Annotated in this window: 22 protein-coding genes and 1 tRNA gene; 9 read left to right on the top strand and 14 right to left on the bottom strand. The window is 56.1% G+C overall.

The window, feature by feature from the left end; all coding sequences use genetic code 11:
• Window positions 1-53: 53 nt before the first annotated feature.
• Window positions 54-1643: a glycoside hydrolase family 113 gene (locus METFOR_RS01850; protein ID WP_015284407.1), complete on the bottom strand. Its 1590-nt coding sequence runs from the start codon at window positions 1641-1643 to the stop codon at window positions 54-56.
• 42 nt (window positions 1644-1685) lie between these two features.
• On the bottom strand, window positions 1686-2576 hold the full coding sequence (locus tag METFOR_RS01845; protein ID WP_015284406.1) for an ABC transporter ATP-binding protein: 891 nt from the start codon (window positions 2574-2576) through the stop codon (window positions 1686-1688).
• Between the two features lie 112 nt (window positions 2577-2688).
• On the opposite strand from METFOR_RS01845, the gene METFOR_RS15215 reads away from it, so the two are divergent.
• The 3 genes from METFOR_RS15215 to METFOR_RS01825 all read left to right on the top strand — a co-directional run bounded on the left by METFOR_RS15215 (window position 2689) and on the right by METFOR_RS01825 (window position 6567).
• Window positions 2689-3567: a hypothetical protein gene (locus METFOR_RS15215; protein WP_015284405.1), complete on the top strand. Its 879-nt coding sequence runs from the start codon at window positions 2689-2691 to the stop codon at window positions 3565-3567.
• 115 nt (window positions 3568-3682) lie between these two features.
• On the top strand, window positions 3683-5491 hold the full coding sequence (locus tag METFOR_RS01830; RefSeq protein WP_015284404.1) for an ABC transporter permease: 1809 nt from the start codon (window positions 3683-3685) through the stop codon (window positions 5489-5491).
• A complete protein-coding gene (locus tag METFOR_RS01825; RefSeq protein ID WP_015284403.1) occupies window positions 5488-6567 on the top strand; it encodes an ABC transporter permease in 1080 nt (359 codons plus the stop codon). The genes METFOR_RS01830 and METFOR_RS01825 overlap by 4 nt, the downstream gene beginning before the upstream one ends.
• Window positions 6568-6605: 38 nt before the next feature.
• Here the strand turns inward: METFOR_RS01825 and METFOR_RS01820 are convergent, their stop codons facing one another.
• Window positions 6606-7085, bottom strand: a complete 480-nt coding sequence (locus METFOR_RS01820; protein ID WP_015284402.1) for a hypothetical protein — start codon at window positions 7083-7085, stop codon at window positions 6606-6608.
• A 146-nt stretch (window positions 7086-7231) separates the two neighbouring features.
• Here METFOR_RS01820 and METFOR_RS01815 point away from each other — a divergent pair, with 146 nt between their 5' ends.
• Window positions 7232-7855, top strand: coding sequence for an RDD family protein (locus METFOR_RS01815; protein WP_015284401.1), 624 nt, complete (start codon window positions 7232-7234; stop codon window positions 7853-7855).
• A 119-nt stretch (window positions 7856-7974) separates the two neighbouring features.
• Here METFOR_RS01815 and METFOR_RS01810 read toward each other — a convergent pair whose 3' ends face one another.
• From METFOR_RS01810 to METFOR_RS01785, 6 genes are all read right to left on the bottom strand, one after another.
• Window positions 7975-8229 (bottom strand): SemiSWEET family sugar transporter, encoded by a 255-nt coding sequence (locus METFOR_RS01810; protein ID WP_015284400.1) that lies wholly within the window; start codon window positions 8227-8229, stop codon window positions 7975-7977.
• Window positions 8230-8295: 66 nt separating this feature from the next.
• Window positions 8296-8703, bottom strand: coding sequence for a YybH family protein (locus tag METFOR_RS01805; RefSeq protein ID WP_015284399.1), 408 nt, complete (start codon window positions 8701-8703; stop codon window positions 8296-8298).
• A gap of 81 nt (window positions 8704-8784) precedes the next feature.
• Window positions 8785-9390, bottom strand: a complete 606-nt coding sequence (locus tag METFOR_RS01800; RefSeq protein WP_015284398.1) for an NAD(P)H-dependent oxidoreductase — start codon at window positions 9388-9390, stop codon at window positions 8785-8787.
• A 13-nt stretch (window positions 9391-9403) separates the two neighbouring features.
• Window positions 9404-10210, bottom strand: coding sequence for a class I SAM-dependent methyltransferase (locus tag METFOR_RS01795; protein WP_015284397.1), 807 nt, complete (start codon window positions 10208-10210; stop codon window positions 9404-9406).
• 180 nt (window positions 10211-10390) lie between these two features.
• Window positions 10391-10747 carry a hypothetical protein gene (locus METFOR_RS01790; RefSeq protein ID WP_015284396.1) on the bottom strand — a complete coding sequence of 119 codons (357 nt, stop codon included), beginning with the start codon at window positions 10745-10747 and terminating at the stop codon, window positions 10391-10393.
• Window positions 10748-10931: 184 nt separating this feature from the next.
• Window positions 10932-11004, bottom strand: a tRNA-His gene (locus tag METFOR_RS01785).
• A 261-nt stretch (window positions 11005-11265) separates the two neighbouring features.
• Between METFOR_RS01785 and infB the strand changes: the two genes are divergently transcribed.
• Both infB and METFOR_RS01775 read left to right on the top strand, forming a co-directional pair.
• On the top strand, window positions 11266-13044 hold the full coding sequence (infB, locus tag METFOR_RS01780) for a translation initiation factor IF-2 (protein ID WP_015284395.1): 1779 nt from the start codon (window positions 11266-11268) through the stop codon (window positions 13042-13044).
• Window positions 13045-13190: 146 nt separating this feature from the next.
• Window positions 13191-13631 carry a 30S ribosomal protein S6e gene (locus METFOR_RS01775; protein WP_015284394.1) on the top strand — a complete coding sequence of 147 codons (441 nt, stop codon included), beginning with the start codon at window positions 13191-13193 and terminating at the stop codon, window positions 13629-13631.
• Window positions 13632-13682: 51 nt separating this feature from the next.
• On the opposite strand, the gene METFOR_RS01770 is transcribed toward METFOR_RS01775, so the two are convergent.
• From METFOR_RS01770 to hypB, 5 genes are all read right to left on the bottom strand, one after another.
• Window positions 13683-14165 (bottom strand): hypothetical protein, encoded by a 483-nt coding sequence (locus METFOR_RS01770; protein WP_015284393.1) that lies wholly within the window; start codon window positions 14163-14165, stop codon window positions 13683-13685.
• Between the two features lie 132 nt (window positions 14166-14297).
• Window positions 14298-14759, bottom strand: a complete 462-nt coding sequence (locus METFOR_RS01765) for a DUF2240 family protein (protein WP_015284392.1) — start codon at window positions 14757-14759, stop codon at window positions 14298-14300.
• Window positions 14756-15178 (bottom strand): hypothetical protein, encoded by a 423-nt coding sequence (locus METFOR_RS01760; RefSeq protein WP_015284391.1) that lies wholly within the window; start codon window positions 15176-15178, stop codon window positions 14756-14758. The genes METFOR_RS01765 and METFOR_RS01760 overlap by 4 nt, the downstream gene beginning before the upstream one ends.
• An 88-nt stretch (window positions 15179-15266) precedes the next feature.
• The gene (locus METFOR_RS01755) at window positions 15267-15644 is read right to left on the bottom strand and encodes a 30S ribosomal protein S8e (protein ID WP_015284390.1); all 378 of its coding nucleotides are present in this window, start codon (window positions 15642-15644) and stop codon (window positions 15267-15269) included.
• Between the two features lie 95 nt (window positions 15645-15739).
• A complete protein-coding gene (gene hypB / locus METFOR_RS01750; RefSeq protein WP_015284389.1) occupies window positions 15740-16387 on the bottom strand; it encodes a hydrogenase nickel incorporation protein HypB in 648 nt (215 codons plus the stop codon).
• A gap of 54 nt (window positions 16388-16441) precedes the next feature.
• Between hypB and METFOR_RS01745 the strand changes: the two genes are divergently transcribed.
• The 3 genes from METFOR_RS01745 to METFOR_RS01735 all read left to right on the top strand — a co-directional run bounded on the left by METFOR_RS01745 (window position 16442) and on the right by METFOR_RS01735 (window position 17691).
• The gene (locus METFOR_RS01745) at window positions 16442-16717 is read left to right on the top strand and encodes a signal recognition particle subunit SRP19/SEC65 family protein (RefSeq protein ID WP_015284388.1); all 276 of its coding nucleotides are present in this window, start codon (window positions 16442-16444) and stop codon (window positions 16715-16717) included.
• Window positions 16714-17367: a histidinol phosphate phosphatase domain-containing protein gene (locus METFOR_RS01740; protein ID WP_015284387.1), complete on the top strand. Its 654-nt coding sequence runs from the start codon at window positions 16714-16716 to the stop codon at window positions 17365-17367. The genes METFOR_RS01745 and METFOR_RS01740 overlap by 4 nt, the downstream gene beginning before the upstream one ends.
• A gap of 99 nt (window positions 17368-17466) precedes the next feature.
• Window positions 17467-17691 carry an H/ACA ribonucleoprotein complex subunit GAR1 gene (locus METFOR_RS01735; protein WP_015284386.1) on the top strand — a complete coding sequence of 75 codons (225 nt, stop codon included), beginning with the start codon at window positions 17467-17469 and terminating at the stop codon, window positions 17689-17691.
• Window positions 17692-17707 lie beyond the last annotated feature (16 nt).

Below are 17707 nucleotides of genomic sequence, written 5' to 3'. Positions count from 1 at the left end.
GTCGCCAGTCTTATACAGGTATGAGACGGGATAAAAGAAAAGAATAGGGGGGATCAGGCTGTGCCGGCCTGCGCAAACCAGCGCTGGATGACAAGAGCCGCCGGCTTTCCCCGGACCGATGATGACTTTTCGAATGAATATTTCGGGTTGAAACCGGGCTCGATCCAGTACCCCCACGTGAACGCCCCATCCATCCACGGTTCATCCAGTGTTGATGCAAAAAACGCCTCATACAGGTCAGCCTGGGCAATCAGATCCTGCTCAACCCCGGGGGAAGTTGCCATCGGTTCGAACCACTGCTGCTGTGCGGCATGGTCCCGGCTCTGGAACGGGAGGAGGAAGATGAGCGGTTTTTTGTATTTCTGGTACAGCGGATCGAACTGCTTCCGGTTGAACCCATCCATGGCAGACTCCAGTTCCGCAAGCGAGGGCCGTTCCGCACCGGAGAACCGGTTGTAATAATAGATGGTTATGACATCGAGATCGTCTGCCCAGAGGATCTGCGATACATAATCCGATCCCTCATTTGTGTAAAGGACCTGCGTCAGTTTCCCGTGGTAGACTGTCCGCACATCGGCGATCAGCTTCCGCCACCGCTGCTCGTTGGCCGGGATCATCGCCCCGTCGATCTGCTTACCGAGCGCGAGCATCTCGACATTGTGCTTTTCAGCGATCCGTGCAGATTTCTGCATGAATGCCCCGAACTGGGCAAACCACCGGTCCCAGTAGGCATTTGCCTCAGCGTCCTGCGGGTTCCTGGTGAGTTTGTCGGCCATTTCCTGCACAGTCTTCTGCCCCTGGGTCCACTTGTTCTCCTGGTATTTCATGTACGCATCGTTGTCTTTTGTGGGATACTCCCCAGGCATTACGGTCCATTCGAGCTCTGTGATCAGGAAGAACTTCATCCCACGGCGGTGGGACTCGTCCGCCATGAGTCCAATCGAATCTTCATCAGCAGCATTCCACAGGCCGGCTGTCGCCTCATCAACGATCTCCGGGGCCGAGGTGTTCTTATATGCCCAATAATAATCATACCCGATATACTCCCCGCCATCCTCTTTCATGGCATCGTACGTAGTCCAGAGGGTTCCGGCCTTTGCCGCCACCGGAATATTCCCGCCGGCATCCATGAGTGTATGCCCTTTCAGGAACCCGGTCTTCCGGACAACTGGTGTTGTCATCCAGACAAGCCCGTCGCCAACCTCCTGGCTCCGGGCAACTGTCCCATCCTGGACAGATGTCGCAGATGTCCCTGATATATACGAGTACCGGATTCGGTCTCCCGAAACCAGTGGTATTGCTGATGATGTGAACAAGTAGCTGGTCTCAGCGGTCATCGGGTATTCCTTGTCATTGAGCCGGAGCACAACCGGGCCGGTTGTTTCGGGAAGTGCGGCCCGGAACGTGAGTGTGAGCGGGGTTCCGGACGCAGCCGTCGTGGGCATCGCTGCATACCCACCAGGGGTCCCGTATAAGCCTCCGGTCAGGGCTCCCATATCCTGTGAGAATTGCGCCTTGTCCGTACACCACGGCGGCTGCGGCCATGGCCCGGCCGGGGGGCAGAATCCTGTCACCGCCATACCGGCAACGGCAGCGATGATCAGCACAAAAAGTACGATACCAATCTTGATCCCGGAATGCATGGAGGGAGATGAACCCGGGAAAATTTATGGATTACGCTCTGCTTATTTCCCGATCTTCAGGAGCATTTCCTCAAGCGAAGGGTAACGCGACTCGATCTTTTCGACACGCCCACCGGCCTCAGTAATCGTGGCAGTGCACTCGTTGAGATCCTTCATGTCCTCTGCTTCGCAGACAAAGAAACCCTCCTCCTGACGGTATGTCCTGGAGTGCCCGACCAGTTTTGCCGGGTCGTCGATGGAGAAGAAGATTGTGTACGTAAGCGATCCAAACTGGTCACGGAGTTCCTTCATGGTGCCAAATGCCACAACCTTCCCGCGCCGGAGGATCATCACCTTGTCGCAGATCGCCTCGACCTGGTACAGGTTGTGTGCCGAGAGTACGATTGTCTTTTTGTCCTGCCGGAGCCGGCGGAGGTAGTCAGCGATGAAGCGTGAAGTCATCGGGTCGAGCCCGCTCGTTGCCTCGTCGTAGACCAGGAAGCCCGGGTTGTGGATGAGCGAGCGGGCGATTGCTGCCTTCCGTTTCATACCCTTACTGAACTCCCCGATCTTCTTGCCATCCGGCTCAAGCGAGAGGGCGGCAAAGAGCTGGCTGGACCGGACTTTGATCTCCTGTTGGGAGAGCCCGTAAATCTCCCCGAAGAACGCAAGGTAGTTCTCAGCGGTCATCGTCTCGTAGAGCCGGGACTCCTCCGGCAAATACCCAAGGTTCTGCTTCAGGGAAAGGGGATCTTTGACCACGTCGATATCGTTGACGAAGAGCTCGCCTGACGTAGGGGTGATGAGGCCGGAGATGATCTTGAGGAGCGTTGTCTTGCCCGCCCCATTGTGGCCGATGATCCCGAAGATCTCGCCATCCTCAAACGAAAAACTGATGTTGTCGAGCGCCAGGAACCCGTCGAAGTCTTTCGTGAGGTTATGGGCCGTGATCATGGGGGTCGCCTTTCGATCAGACTTGTGTTGTCTTGGTGATATAGGTTGGGATACCGGCACCTGCAAGGCAGGAAGGATCTTTTATTATGCTATCCTGTCAACGGAATGCATCATGTCACGAACTGCCTGCCTGGGATCTGCAGTGATCCTGATCACCCTCGTGGTTGCAGCGATCGCCGGTTGTTCATCGCCGGAACAAACCCCCGCAGTGCCGCAGGCAACCGCAACGGTCGTGGCAACTCCCCTTCCGTCAACAGTGCAGCCTACGACAATGACAGGAACAACAACCGTCTCCGCACCAGTCGCAACTTCAGCCCCGCCGGCTACTACAATAGAGACAATAACAACGCCAACACCATCCCCAGCTCCGACCCTGATCTCCGAGGCAGCGCTCAATGCCCGGATCGTTGATGCACGGAACAAACTGGAGATGTTCATGGACAGCGATGTCGCGGACACAGTTATTATCCACCAGGGCAGCCCCCGGAACTGCGATGTGAAGAAGTCTAAGGAGCTCGGGTACCTGATCGATATGAACACGGGCGACTCCACGTTCGTCAAGGGCGATTATTGGAGCATCGATGCAGATCTCTTCTCCGGCCCGATGAAAAAAGACCGCCAGTATATCATCATCCATACTCACCCGAGGATGTGGGTGACCTGTTCCGGTTCCGGTATTTACAGCCTGTATACCTTTTCACTCGGAGACTTGGAAGCAACTCGTAACCTCACGGAACAGGGATACCACGTGAAGAAACTGATTGCCATCGCCGACATGGATTACCGCATCTGGCCGTATAAGGATGATGACTGGAAATCGGAAGCAGAGATCGAGCATGCGGTGGCCCGGATCGAGGCACAGGCCGGGCAGCCGTTCTCGTATTACGATCCCGTGTTCGAAACGACCTTTTACGATGTGGACAACCTGATGCCGTACCTGACAGAAGAGCTGAATTACCACTACACGGTCAACAACAACATCGTCAACTGAACCTGCCGGGATGGAGAGTTACATATAGGAACCCGGTATTACACTCACTAACGTTGTCTGCTCCCTGCCCTCTTCATATGGGAGATGATGCAGGAGAAGCTGCTGAGGGGACACGATGGGTGCGCTTGCCGATATCACGACCATCGCGCGATGGGAAGTAAAGAAGTCCTTTTCCATGATGAGCCGGGACGTTCTCCCGCTCGCCATCGTCCTCTTTGTCCTGCTCGTGGCCGTCACCGGCTTCTCAACCCAGACCGGCCTTCACCTCCAGGACGGGATGTACCGGATCGGCGTCGATGACCCGACAATGGCGCAGATCCTTGCGGAAGATGCACGGTTCACGGTCTTCCAGCTTCCCGAGAGAGACCTGATCGCCCAGCGGGGAGAGTTTGACATCCTTATCATTAACGGCTACGCGTACACGGGTACGGCGAGCCGGTCCGTTGCGGCACGCAAGACTCTCGAACGCGACTACGCGAAATACGTAGGCAGCGTGTACAACCGCGAAGAGGATCTCTTTGCCGCGTACCCGCTCTGGATCGATACCCAGAGCGTGAAGAGCGAACTCAGTTTCCTCGCAACCCAGAGCGGCCAGTACGTCAGCGCCGCGCCGGTGCGGGCTGCGCTGGTGCCGGAAGGGCCGGTAGAACAGATTGCAACGCCGTCGCCAACCCTCTCTGTCACGAAAGAGGATCTCCGTGGGCAGCTGGTCCAGTCCAATGCCGAGAACACCCAGATCTCGCGCTACACCGAGACCCTGTCCTCGTCAACCGGCACGATGGACACGTTCAAGACGCCGTCCCAGCTCTCGCCTCCCCTCCCGTTCGATTCCATCATCCTGGTTTTCGTTTTCATCTTCCCGCTCTACTTCACGAGCCAGTTCTTCATGATGAGCATCATGAACGAGCGGATCGAGCGGAAGGGTGAGATCCTTCTCTCGGCACCGGTAAAGACAGCATCCATCGTCATCGGAAAGATGCTCCCCTACCTCATGGGCATGCTTGCGATCTGTACCGCTCTCACGCTCTGGATCCGGGCCTCGCCCCTCATCATCCTCCCGCTTGTCCCGGTGATCTTCTTCTTCCTTGCAAACGCGCTGCTCATCGGCATGCTCTCGCGGTCGTTCAAGGAACTATCGTTTATTTCCATCTTCTTCTCAACGGTTGCCACCTCGTACCTCTTCTTTCCGAGCATCTTTGCCAACGTCCATGTCATCAGCCTCATTTCTCCGTTAACCCTCATCGTCCTCACCCTGCAGGGCACGGCCTGGACTGTCACCGATTACCTGTATTCGACCTCACTCTTCTGGCTGACGAGTGCCGTCCTCTTCTATATTGCGGCACGGAACTTCAAGGAGGAGCGGCTCTTCTCGGAGAAGGGACTCGTGACGCGGATGCGGGAGTTCCTCTCGGAGATTCTCTCGCGGAAGCACCCGTTCCTCTCGCTCTTTCTCCTCACGGGGTTCTCTATCCCGTTCGTCTTCATGGTCCAGATGATGTGCCTCGTCCTCTTCTTCAACCTCCCGATGCCGGCATCGCTTGTCTTCCTGCTTCTCTTTGCCGCGCTGATCGAGGAGACCGCAAAAGGAATCGGGATCTACACGGTGTATATCCGCGATCCCGGGTTTTTAACGTGGAAGAACCTCATCCTTGCCAGCGGGGCAACTGCCATCGGGTTCCTTGTCGGAGAGAAGCTCCTCCTCTTCGTCACCCTTGCCCAGATCTCGGACTCGGTATTCGGGAGCATCCTCTTTCTCTCCCTCGGCTCGCTCTGGCTCCCGCTCCTCCTCCACTTTGCTGGAGTGTTGATCGTTGCCTGCTGTATAAAAAAATGGGGTGCAAAAGGATTTGTCCCGGGCCTTGCCCTCGCCATGGTTGTCCACTGTCTCTATAACCTCTATTTCATCCTGGGGTGGTTCTTATGATGGCAAAGCACCTGTCCATCATTGCAGAGAAGGAGTTCCGCGGCCTCCTCTCGGAGCGGACGATCCTGCTTGCCATCCTGCTCCAGCTCTTCGTCGCCCTCTTCTCCTCGTTCCTGATGGTGGGGCTCACCTCGATGTACGACCCCTCGTCGCTCTCAAAGTACTCCCGGTTCAAGTATAACGTAGGCTACGCGGGGAATGAATCGGACCTGTCCCGTTATCTCTATGCCAGCCCGGACTTCCGGGTCTTCCAGATGGACCTCTCGACCGGGGTGACTGCCCTTAAGGAGCGGAAACTTGCTGCCGTGATCTGGGTCCCGGACACGGCCCCGGATGCCGATGCCCCGATCAAGGTCACGCTCTATACCCTGCAAAACGATCTCCAGAGTGCCATCGTGGATGTCAAACTCAAGGATATCTTCCTGCGGTACGAAAAGGACCTGCGTGAGATACGGATAGATCGGTTGAACGAAAAGCCGCTGCCACTCCGGTTCCCCCCGGCATCGGGCGGAGGCGACTTCTACGAGTTCGTGTACGGACTTTTGATCCCGCTTCTGATCTTCATGCCGGCGATCATCGCCTCAGCACTCGTCATCGACCTGATTACTGAAGAATACCAGCACGACACGCTCGAAACGCTGGTCTCGACACCGGTCACGTTCCCCGAGATGGTCTGGGGTAAAGTCCTTGCCTGCGAGATCCTCGTCCCCGTCCAGGCCGCGGTCTGGCTGGTGCTCCTGATGATCAACGGTATTGCGATCGAGAATGCCGGCCTGATTCTGCTTCACGTGACGATCAGTTCTTTCGTCCTTGTCCTGCTCGGCGCATTGACTGCCCTCCATTACCGCGAACGGACCGCTGCCCAGTTCATCTTCTCGACAGCGCTTGTTGTCGTGATCCTCTTTGCCCTCTCCCTGCCGGCAAACCCGATGAACCTCCTGACAAGGCTTGCGGTGGGCACGGCAGGAGCGGAGCAATGGGCGGTACTGGCAGCAGTCCTTGCGGTTGCCGGCCTGCTCGGGTATGCAACACAGAAATACACGGAACGAATCAGCAGGATCAGCCACACCGGGTAAAAACCCGGAAAAAGATGCCCGGGGATTATCTGGGCACGTCAGAGGCGGTTCACCAGCAGTTCCTTGTCAAGGATCTTATAGGTCTGGCCAACGCTGGTGATATAGACCTCGACACGGTCGCTGCCTCGGGTACCCTTGATGATGATCTCGTCACCTCTCCTTGGCTGACGCTGGTTGTCATTCAGGTATTTCTCAATAACCTGCCCGTCCGACAGCGTCGCTTTCAGGAAGATGTTCTGGACGCTTACTTCTCCCTTGCCGCCATTGTACAGGAGGTGGATTGTGTAATCCGGGCGCTCCTTTGTGAGCTGAACGTCAACGTATTGTTCAGCAGGCAGTGTCTGCACGGGCATGAAAGCCCCCTGCGAGAGCAACGTTGTCTCCGGTGATACCGTCACCTGCGGGGAGGGGGTTGGGGTACCGCTCTTCATCAGGATACTGGTCGGGCTCGTGCAGCCGGCAGCGAGAGCACAGAGTACGACCCCGAAAAGAACAATCAGGATCCGGGTTGTCTTCATGCAGATCCCTTGCATGTATTGGTATTACTGATTTGTGTCAGAAACCCGGACGCAGGTGGAGAATACGGGGAGAGGAAGGAATTCCGGAAAAGAACGATACATTAAAAAGGACACCGGATGAAGTTTACTTATCAGGAGTCTATCGAATGTTCTGTCCTAAATGCGGAAAAGAGACGGATGCCTCCGGAAAATTCTGCCAGTGGTGCGGGGCTGATATCGAGTTGGTCCCGTCGCGACCGGTTGCCGCCCCTGTGCCGGAAGAGGACGAAGGGCCCGATGTCGGCGTGTATGCCGGCCTTGGGAGGCGTCTTGTGGCTTTCATCGTAGATCTCATCCTCATCCTGCTCATCGATCTGGTTGTTGCCGGCGCACTCGGCCTCTTCCGGGGTTTCCAGAACCTCTACTTCTATGCGGTCCAGCATGTGCCGGTTGCAGAACTGACCAACGAGGGTACGATGGCAGCCCTCTTCGGATCAATCATTGCGGCATACGGGATTACCCTTGTCGTGGTACCTTGGGTTTACTATGCAGGCTTTGAGTCCTCCCGCAGCCAGGCAACGCCGGGCAAGGTGCTGATGAAACTGGTGGTAACCGACCTTGAGGGAAACAAGCCGAGCTTTGCCCGGACAACACTCCGGTTCTTCTGGAAATACATCTCCGCCCTGCTCATCTTCATCGGGTTCATCATGATTGCCTTCACCCGGAAGCACCAGGGGCTCCACGATATCCTCTCGGGATGCCTTGTACTCCTGCAGCAGGAATCCCAATAAACCGACATCATCCTTTTTTCCCTTCTCTCACGGTAAGTCCGTTCAGCCGGTTAAGTGTATGCATCCAGAACGGGAGATCCCGATTGGTCCTGAGAGTCAGGTCCTAAAAAAAGCCGGATTCACTTGTACCATAATTTCAGGCCAAGCAGTACAAGAATCAGAGCAAACGTGATAACATTGGCGGCAATGATGGGAAGGGACCCGACCCAGATTCCGTACAGGGTCCAGAGAATAACACCGATAGCGAAGAGAACGAGCATGGCAAGCGAGAGATCGCGGGTCTCCCTCATCTTCCAGGCCTTGACCACCTGCGGCACGAACGAGATGGTGGTGAGGGCGCCGGCAACGTAGCCGACAATGACGATTGTTTCCATGGTATCTCTCCTCTAGTATTCTCTGCACAAAAATTTATACTGGTCGTGTCCCGTTTGTTTTTTCAATCATGATACCGTAGGTTCCGGTGAGAACTGGTCAGCAGCAACCAGCCACGTCTTCCCTTCTTTCACCAAAAAGAACATATCCCGGCCCCGCATGGTCTGCCGCACGCCGCCTAGTGTAAAATCAATCGTGAAAAAATATGTTACCACACTGCACCGTCCACCGGCAAATATCTCCACCTTATGATCGGACTCCTGCCAGGAATGGATCGTTGCTGTCAGGGCGAACCCTCTCCAGCCGGCAACATAGGCATTCAGTCCCTCAAGACGTCCGGGTACTGAGGGCACGATAGCAACGGCATCCTTGTGGATATACTGGCGGAATTCTTCATCATGCCACCCGGTAGTCCAGGCCCGGTTCATGTCCCTGATTGTCGCGAGGATATCTGTCGTGATCGTTTCGGTGTCCATTGTCAGTCTCCATCAGGATTGTCTGTCAGTGACAAGATAAACCGGAAGCATGCACGGGGCGAAAATGAGAATCGGTACCTGCTATGCAGAGGATTCCTGAGGGAAGGTCTCTGATACCAGGCGGCTCACTTCTTCCAGCCATGCCTTCCGCTGGGCATCCGTGCTGGTCACTACGACCCCAAACATCCGGCGCTGGACGACCGGTACGCCACAGAATACAAGGACGCAATCCTTCCAGAGCCGTTCGAGCGGATCGCCGAAGATCTCGATCTCCCGCTGCCAGGGGGTGTTGGACGTATTGAAGACAATAGCGGCTTTTGCTTTCAGGAGCCCTGCAGGAATTCCATCGCCGGAATCTGTCTCCGCGAACCTGTAAGCAACTCCCGGGCGGAGGACACGGTCAATCCAGCCTTTCAGGATCGCGGGCGGCATCCCCCACCAATCGGGATGGACAATAACGATCCCGTCGGCTGAGGCAATCTCGGCGCAATGCTGCGCGATATCATCGGGAAGTAGTGTATCACGGGGGACCTCTTCAGACAGGAGAAGAGGATCGAACGCTTCCGCATAGAGATCATGGACAGAGACAATATGACCGGCATCATGGAGCACACGGGCTGCTGTCCCGGCGATTGCATGATTGAAACTTCCCGGACGGGGATGTGCAAGGATAAGGGAGATTTTCATGGCGTTCATCCTGTCATTTCCGTGCGGTTGCCTTGAAGAACGTATAACAGAAGACACCGTCCTCTTCGGCCGTGCGGTACAATGCTGCGATCCCGCGATCCCATTCTTCCCGGGTCATCAGCCCCTTCTCAAGAACCGTGGCCCCGATACCTTCGACCATGGCCGTGAAGGTCAGTTTCGTGAACCCTTCCACAAGGGCAGGGCGTGAAGAGTCAACATAAACCATTCGGGGGGAGATATGGACATCGCGGAACCCGGCATAGCTGATAAGCGGGTAGAGTTCCCTCCCGATCAGGGAGTTCCCGCCCATCTGCCGCTGCAGAGTGACAAGACATTGCACCGCTTTCCTCGCAAAGGCGTTATCAGGATGGAAGAGGGTCGAGCCGTGATCGCCTTCGATCACCGTGATCGTCCCCCCTTCTTTGAGGAGCGGACGGAGCCGTCCAAGGGCCTGCTCGGGATCGGCAAGGTGTTCGAGCACGAAACAGAGGAAGATGTGATCGAAGCTGGCAGGAGGAAAAGGGAGGTGGAAGATGTCCGCCTGCCGGAAGGTCACGTTCGTGATCCCTGCCTGCCGGACGGACTGTTCTGCCTTCCTGAGAGATTCTTCCGAGATGTCGATAGAGGTAATTATGGCACCCGGGCTGTTTCCTGCAAGAATTACCGTCTGGGCACCAATTCCGCAGCCGGCTTCCAGCACCCGGGAACCGGCAGGGTACCGGGTGTCGTGGTGAAGGAGATCGGTGAGTGTCTCTGCCTGGTCAGAAAGACGTTCAGATTCCCGGGTAGAGTACCCGTGGACATAGGTATGTTCGGCCATAATGGGATGTGCTCCGGAGAGATTCTCTGGGATGGATCGGATTTTTATGTACATATTTGTGTTATGTTGTACAAAAAAGTGCTGTAGTGTGAGAGGTGCCGTAGTTGGAGGCATGAGCGCGGCTTCTCTCTCATTCCATCGAAGACACCAATCGCAAAACGGGAATCGCCGTGATGCGCTTTACGTGTTCGTAAATATCTTGTACGGATACCGTGCCTCAAATTCCTGGCAGGGCATCGTGCCGGTTCCTTCAAGGATATGGAACGTACCTGCGCTGACATTGACAACCACCGGTTGGTACGAGTACAACTCCCGGTATGCATCATAGCCGGTAACAATTGCCCCCTGCGTGGTGTCCTCTGACTGCATGATATCCCCCACCACATAGGGAACCGGGGTTTCAAGAGGGGCAAGATTCGGGGGCGGCTGGAAGGGAGGAACCGGAGAACCTGACAGGTACGCAATACCGAGTGCGGCACCGAAGACGATGAACGCAACGCCGATTACTGCTGCCGGGACGACCAGGGAATTCTCCATGCCTGCTCTTTTATTTCTGCTAATTCTATAGATTGAGACAATAAGTCTTTTTATTCGTAGTTCCAGGCCTCGAAAACCTGCAAGGAGGATATGACGGAGAACCGGGCAGATCCCGATCGTCATCGAACGACAGATCCAAAAGGATGCGTATTGAAATCGCCTGCAATCGTTACCGTGAAAAGAAGGCCAGGGCCGAGACTCGAACCCGGGTCGGGGGATCCACAGTCCCCTAGGATAACCAACTACCCCACCCTGGCAAATTGCCCTTTAATTTTTGCACTGTTCTTTGATTAATGTATCCTTGCCAATGCGTCGGCACGCCTGATGTGCGGCATTCCTTATACGGGAGGTCATCCCTGTCCGCGGGGTGACAATTAATATTGTCAGGAGTCCATTACATATCAGGTGGCCCGAAACACTCTTCCCTGACGGCGATGTATGCCGGACACATCATCCGGGCAGGAGGGCGCGGTGTTTTTTCCCGTGCCGTGGGCTTGAACAATACGGAGGACCGGACTATGGCGGAGAACCCGAAGATCAGGACACCGATTGTCTGCGTGATGGGACACGTGGACCATGGCAAGACCTCGCTGCTCGACCGGATCCGGGGCTCGTCGGTCGTCAGCTCAGAGGCCGGCGCCATTACCCAGCATATCGGCGCAACCATCGTCCCGATTGAGGCAATCCGTACCATGAGCGGGAGCATGGGCAAGGTCCCGATCAACATCCCGGGCCTGCTTTTTATTGACACACCGGGACACCACGCATTTACAACGCTCCGTGCACGCGGCGGGGCGCTTGCCGATATGGCGATCCTGGTCGTTGACATCAACCAGGGGTTCCAGCCCCAGACCATCGAAGCGCTCCAGATCCTCAGGAACTGCAAGACCCCGTTTGTCATTGCAGCAACCAAGATCGATCGCATTCACGGGTGGAGGGTGAACGAGAACGAGTCGTTCATCTCATCGTTCAACAAACAGAACGAGCGGGTCAAAGGCGATGTCGAGAACAAGACCTACGAGATCGTGGGAAAACTCTCGGAACTTGACTTCTCCGCCGACCGGTTCGACCGGGTGGCGGATTTCCAGAGAAACCTGGCGATTGTTCCTCTCAGCGCCCATACGGGAGAAGGGATTCCGGACCTCCTCCTTATCATGATCGGGCTTGCCCAGCGGTACATGAGCGACGAGCTGAAACTCCTGGTCGAGGGCCCGGGAGCCGGCACAGTTCTTGAGGTAAAGGAAGAACGCGGCCTTGGGACAACCCTTGACGTGATCCTCTACGATGGGACGCTTGCCGTTGGTGACGAGATTGCGGTCGCAACGCAGGTAGACGTTGTCGTCACCAAGGTGCGCTCGCTCCTGAAACCCCGGCCCATGCAGGAGATCCTCACCGAGGACCGGTTCGAGCGGGTGAAGTCCGTTGCCGCTGCCGCGGGGATCAAGGTCACTGCCCCGAACCTCGAGGGCGTGATTGCCGGGTCTCCCTTCTTTGTCATCCGGGGGAACCGCGACGAGGTCACAGAAAAAATCAAGAGGGAGATGACCGAGATCCATGTCAACCTTGCCGAGGAAGGGATCGTCATCAAGGCCGACACGATCGGTGCCCTTGAGGCCCTCTGCAAGGAGCTCGAGTCCAAGGAGATCGGGGTGATGCGGGCGGAGGTCGGGCCGGTCAGCCGGCTCGATCTTGTCGAGACCGAGACCATCAAGAATCCCGCGTTCCGGGTCCTGCTCTCTTTCAACACACCCCTCCTACCGGACGCCGCGGAGATCATCAAGGATCCGCTGTACACGCAGGTGAAGGTCTTTGAGGGGAAGGTCATCTACCAGCTCATCGACCAGTACGTGGAGTGGCGGGACGAACAGAAACGCCTCATGGAGAAGCAGCGCTTCGAGCATGTGGTGATGCCGGCAAAGATTCGTCTCCTGCCGGACTGTGTCTTCCGGCAGAGCAACCCGGCCGTCGTCGGTGTGCGGGTGCTGGGTGGGAAGCTCCGGAGCGATGTCAACCTGATCAAGCTTGACGGGAAGAAAGTGGGGCACCTCAAGACCATGCAGCTCCGGCAGGAATCCATCCGCGAGGCCGATGAGGGCCTCGAGGTGGCGATATCCATCGAGGGGGCAACGGTCGGACGACAGGTGAGCGTGGGAGACGACCTCTTCGTGGACATTCCGGAGCGCCATGTCAAGGTGCTGGAAAAAGAGATGCTCAAGACGCTCAACACCAGCACCCAGGAAGTACTGGCAGAGTTTACCGCCATGCGCCGCAAGACCGACCCCTTCTGGGGCAAGTAATAACCGCATGCTCGCGCACGCGAGGGTTTAATAGCGTACCAGTATAATAAAATGGGTACTTCTCATGTGTGGGCGAATCCGCCGGCAGCCGGAGACGTGAAAAGACCCCAGAAGAGGGTTACTAAATATAATAGGAAGAATCAGGTATGGTTGAGTTCAAAGTCGTTGTTTCAGACCCCAAGACCGGCCGCGCCTACAATGTTGACGCCACTGGCGGCGCAGCAGGTGCGATCGTAGGGAAACGTATCGGTGATGAAATCGAAGCAGGCTCGCTCGGGCTTGCCGGATACAAGATCCAGATCACCGGTGGAACCGACCGGACCGGGATCGCTGCAAAGAAGAGTGTCCCGGGAGCCGGGCGCAAGAAACTCCTCCTTGCAGGGGGCATCGGGTTTCACCCGGTCATGGACGGGGAACGCCGCAGGAAGATGATCCGTGCGAGCGAGATAACCGCTGAGTTCGTGCAGATCAACGCCCGTGTCACGGCATATGGCGAGAAGTCCCTTGATGAGCTCTTCCCCAAGGTAGAGGGCGAAAAGAAAGAAGAGAAAAAGTCCGCACCCAAGGCCCGGGTCGGCAAGAAGTAAAACTATCTTTTTTATTGCGTTTTTTCGTGCACGGGCGCGGGAAAAGAAAGATTACAGGTATTGGACGGAGACAATACCATAGGCGGAGCTGTTCTTTGCGAACTTCACCGCTTTGCCGTCCCGGTATATGGTCACCGTGAGGTCGTGCTTCGTTGAGCCATCCTTTTTCTGGAACTCTGCCTTGACCGCACCTGTTGCATTCACGACTTCATACAGCCGGATCCCTGAGTTCTCGGCCTTCTGGATATCGGAAGGCATCCCGTAGCTTCCCTTGAAACTTCCAATGTACTCAACCATCACCCAGGTTCCGGTTGGCGGGACTGCAGGTGCTGTGGTCTCGCGGACCGTGATGGCTGCTACACCTTGGGTTACCTTCATGGGGGTCTGCGGGAAGGGAGTGTTGCTCACGGCAGGTGACGGGGAGCTGTCCCCCCCGGGCCCTCCGCCAAGGAAAAACAACGCTGCAATGATCACAACAGCAACCACACCGATGACGGCGGCAATGGGGAGCCACGGCAGATTGCCGAGGTCCATTCCTCTTCTCCTTCCATGTCTCATAGTCTGACTCCTGTATGATTCTATGTAGAATATTGAATATTTTAAGGAAATACTTTGTGTAGTACCGTGTCTGGTGAAACCGGACACGCATTCGGATATTTTTCCCGGCTATGCCTTTCGCAGGGCCTGCCGGAGGGGATCGCGCAGGTCATCGCAGGAGACATGGTACTTTTTTGCCAGTACAACCAGGGCTGCCGGAGGGAGGAGATGGGTGTCGAATCCTTCCCGGATAACCTTGTTCATCTCTGCTACAATCTCTGTCTCCTCGACCTTTCGTGCCCGCGCTATGCGGCCGATAAGCTCCTGCATGGGATCGTTGCGCTCGAAAATAGCTGAAGTGGGCTTGAAGCCGACCGGTATGGTCACTGCAGCGGTATCGAATGCCGGCGAGAAAATTCCGCTCTCCTGTTTCAGGAGCCCATCCTCCTCGGCCCGGCGGAGGAGCTGGTTGGCCTGATCCGTGCTCATCCATTTCCGGTCAAGGGCATAATAGTAGACCAGCTCGTTCTTCTTCATCCCGCTCTTCCGGGTGTGCCGGAACGGGGCGGCGATCGTTGTCCTGAGGGTCACTTTCCTGCACCAAGGAGGATATTCTTCATGTCAAGGGCATCCAGCCCTTCCCCGCGGCCTTCCTTTGCTATGTCAATATCCGTTCGGGAGACCTGATCGGTAAGCCTGAGATAGAAGATATCGTTTGCTATAGGAACCTTGCCTCCCCCGCGCAGGGCCAGTGCGAGAACGGAGACGCGGAGGTCGACAGCTTCCGTGATGGCCCCGGGTCGGAGCAGGTCCGGCGTTATCTCACCAAACGTGGCCCGGTCAACTGCAATCTCAACCCTTGTCTTTACCTTGACCAGCTCTTTTCCGGTAGTTTTGGTCGATTCCGTATTGTCCAGCTCTGCAATGTACCTGAGCGTCTCGATGAAGGGCATTCCCATGGCAAACGAGAGATCCACCCGCTGCGGGAAACGATAATAGATCCTTCGCATGAGAAAAGAATTGTGCACGATAGAGATAAAAGATTGCGAAAAACACGGTTACAAAACCGCGGTAACGAAAAAAAGGATGGGATATTGGTTATTCGAGTAACACTGCGTTGATGATGCCGTCCTGTCCGGGGCGGCTGGTGATCCGGGCAGACCCGAGTTCGGTCCTGATGACCGCACCTTTGGTGACAAGGTTCCGTCGGACATAGTTCGGGTTGGCCGTGTTCTGCTCGACCTTCTCAATCTTCACTTTCTTTGTCTCCCCGTTCTTCGGGTTGGTCACGTTGGCAAAATTTGCACGGAGGGCCATGGTGATATGGTTGCCACCATATGTCCGCACAACACGGCTGCGGGGCTCACCGAGGTGGGTGTCTGCTGCCGCACGGCCGATCTCTGCTCTCCTCTTCATGGCTGCCGGGCGGCGCCTGCCACCGGTAACCTTCCGGACTGATTCTCCCTGCCACTGCATGGTGTCACTCTCTTATTTCCCCGGGACCGCATCCCGAAGGTGGTGCTCTATATATTCACTTCCGGGTTATTTATAGTACTTCTTTTTCAGGCATTTCATGCCAGGATTTCATCAAGGAGTGCTGCTACACCGTCCCCGGTCTTCAGGTTGGTCCGGAATACCGGCATACCCGGGTTGTACCGGGCAATGTCTGCCTGCATGCGGTCAAGGTTCGAGCCAACGAGTGGTGCAAGATCAACCTTGTTGATAACACTGATCGTGCAGTCGCGGAACATCATCGGGTGCTTGTTCACGACATCATCCCCCTCTGTTGAGCTTACCACGACGATCCGTTTTTCTGCACCAAGACGGAAGTCCGTCGGGCAGACCATGTTGCCGACATTCTCGATAAAAAGGACATCAATTTCGTCAAGCGGGAGGTGGTCGATTGCGTGCTCCACTAGATGTGCGTCAAGATGGCATTCCTTTCCTGTGTTTGCATTGTACGCGGGGATGCCGGTTGCAACGATTCGCTTGAAATCGTCATCGCCGTACACATCACCGGCGATTGCCCCGGCCTTGAGACCCTTCTTCTCCAGCAGGGGCACGAGCCGTTCGACCAGCGAGGTCTTTCCGGACCCGATTGCCCCCAGCAGATCGAACGCACGCACCCCGTGGGCTTTCAGGTGCGCTGCGTTATGGTCGGCCAGAGTGTTGTTTGCGTCGTACACGTCCTTCTCCAGCTTGACGTCGATATGATGCATGATAGAAGGTGGGAGCGTGCAGTGTTTATACCTTGACCCACAAACGATCTGGCAATGGCAGCTGGAGAGTGCATCATCTATCCCTGCTACTTCAATGCGGCATATTCGCGTGCTGAAGGGAGGCGGGTTCCGCGCAGTATCGGAGTCAAGGCACCGGTCCTGACAGATCTTGAGCGGGCGCTGAAAAAGTCGGGAATACCCTTCCGCGCAGAGGACAAGCACCACCCGGCCCACTGGACACGGCGCGAGGGCCGGCTCGTTGTTGAATGGAAGGAGAAGAAGGAGCTGCTGATCCGGAAGGTTGCCCAGAGACTGGAGGCGCGGAAATGAGTGGCATGTATGACCTCCATACCCATTCGATCCTGTCGGACGGGGAGATGCTGCCAATCGAGCTGGTCCGCCGCATGGCAGTGACAGGATACACGACTGTTGCGGTCACCGACCATGCGGATCCGTCCAATGCGGAGTCCCTGCTCGCAACAATTGCGCTGGTCAGGGAATCCGCTGACCTGTTCGGGGTCCGCCTGCTCTGCGGCATCGAGATCACCCATGTTCCCCCGCAACAGATCGCTTCCCTGGCAAAGGCAGCGAAAACACGGGGGGCAGATATCGTGGTTGTCCACGGCGAGACGCCGGTCGAGCCGGTTGCCGAGGGCACCAATCATGCAGCCTGCGGATGTAAATATGTGGATGTTCTTGCCCACCCGGGTCTCATCACGTTGAAGGACGCAAAAACTGCCGCAAAGAACGGTATCGCGCTTGAACTGACCGCACGCGGGGGGCATAACCGGACCAACGGTCATGTGGTACAGGTTGCCCGGCAGGCTGGCTGCCAGCTGGTCGTGGATTCGGATGCGCACGCACCCCATGACATCATGAACGAGCGCGCGAAATTTATTGTTGCAAAAGGAGCCGGGCTGAGCGACCGGGAGTGCAGGGAAGTACTATCTTTAAATATCGACGATTTTCTCGGGCTCTGAATTTTCTATTTATACTTTCACGCAACATTTAAATACCGTGCCGTCGCACATATATAGATTACTAAAAGAATCAGCATTAATGTACCCCCGAGGTTATTCGTGAAAGTTGTTGGCCGAGCGATGAGCACTATTGGCAGCCGGATGCTCATCATCCAGTGCGATGCCGCCCAGCTTCCCCCGCTGTACAGCGAGGTAAGCGATCGGCGGATGAAGCCCGTGGGAAAGATCCTGGATCTCTTCGGGAACATCAAAGCCCCGTATGCCGCCGTTCTCTGCCGGGAAAAATGCACTGTCCAGCCCAATGAGAAACTCTTCACAAAGTAACTCCCGCTAAGGGATA

Origin of the sequence: Methanoregula formicica SMSP (genome assembly GCF_000327485.1) — an archaeon.
Taxonomy (GTDB): Archaea; Halobacteriota; Methanomicrobia; order Methanomicrobiales; family Methanospirillaceae; genus Methanoregula; species Methanoregula formicica.
Note: the sequence above shows the minus strand (reverse complement) of the source record. Positions and strands in the feature narration are given on the sequence as shown.

Bases quoted from the DNA above. Each gene is read 5' to 3' on its own strand.
- METFOR_RS01850 (WP_015284407.1), bottom strand. From the start codon at position 1,643: ATGCATTCCGGGATCAAGATTGGTATCGTACTTTTTGTGCTGATCATC.
- METFOR_RS01845 (WP_015284406.1), bottom strand. From the start codon at position 2,576: ATGATCACGGCCCATAACCTCACGAAAGACTTCGACGGGTTCCTGGCG.
- METFOR_RS15215 (WP_015284405.1), top strand. From the start codon at position 2,689: ATGTCACGAACTGCCTGCCTGGGATCTGCAGTGATCCTGATCACCCTC.
- METFOR_RS01830 (WP_015284404.1), top strand. From the start codon at position 3,683: ATGGGTGCGCTTGCCGATATCACGACCATCGCGCGATGGGAAGTAAAG.
- METFOR_RS01825 (WP_015284403.1), top strand. From the start codon at position 5,488: ATGATGGCAAAGCACCTGTCCATCATTGCAGAGAAGGAGTTCCGCGGC.
- METFOR_RS01820 (WP_015284402.1), bottom strand. From the start codon at position 7,085: ATGAAGACAACCCGGATCCTGATTGTTCTTTTCGGGGTCGTACTCTGT.
- METFOR_RS01815 (WP_015284401.1), top strand. From the start codon at position 7,232: ATGTTCTGTCCTAAATGCGGAAAAGAGACGGATGCCTCCGGAAAATTC.
- METFOR_RS01810 (WP_015284400.1), bottom strand. From the start codon at position 8,229: ATGGAAACAATCGTCATTGTCGGCTACGTTGCCGGCGCCCTCACCACC.
- METFOR_RS01805 (WP_015284399.1), bottom strand. From the start codon at position 8,703: ATGGACACCGAAACGATCACGACAGATATCCTCGCGACAATCAGGGAC.
- METFOR_RS01800 (WP_015284398.1), bottom strand. From the start codon at position 9,390: ATGAAAATCTCCCTTATCCTTGCACATCCCCGTCCGGGAAGTTTCAAT.
- METFOR_RS01795 (WP_015284397.1), bottom strand. From the start codon at position 10,210: ATGGCCGAACATACCTATGTCCACGGGTACTCTACCCGGGAATCTGAA.
- METFOR_RS01790 (WP_015284396.1), bottom strand. From the start codon at position 10,747: ATGGAGAATTCCCTGGTCGTCCCGGCAGCAGTAATCGGCGTTGCGTTC.
- infB (WP_015284395.1), top strand. From the start codon at position 11,266: ATGGCGGAGAACCCGAAGATCAGGACACCGATTGTCTGCGTGATGGGA.
- METFOR_RS01775 (WP_015284394.1), top strand. From the start codon at position 13,191: ATGGTTGAGTTCAAAGTCGTTGTTTCAGACCCCAAGACCGGCCGCGCC.
- METFOR_RS01770 (WP_015284393.1), bottom strand. From the start codon at position 14,165: ATGGACCTCGGCAATCTGCCGTGGCTCCCCATTGCCGCCGTCATCGGT.
- METFOR_RS01760 (WP_015284391.1), bottom strand. From the start codon at position 15,178: ATGCGAAGGATCTATTATCGTTTCCCGCAGCGGGTGGATCTCTCGTTT.
- METFOR_RS01755 (WP_015284390.1), bottom strand. From the start codon at position 15,644: ATGCAGTGGCAGGGAGAATCAGTCCGGAAGGTTACCGGTGGCAGGCGC.
- hypB (WP_015284389.1), bottom strand. From the start codon at position 16,387: ATGCATCATATCGACGTCAAGCTGGAGAAGGACGTGTACGACGCAAAC.
- METFOR_RS01745 (WP_015284388.1), top strand. From the start codon at position 16,442: ATGGCAGCTGGAGAGTGCATCATCTATCCCTGCTACTTCAATGCGGCA.
- METFOR_RS01740 (WP_015284387.1), top strand. From the start codon at position 16,714: ATGAGTGGCATGTATGACCTCCATACCCATTCGATCCTGTCGGACGGG.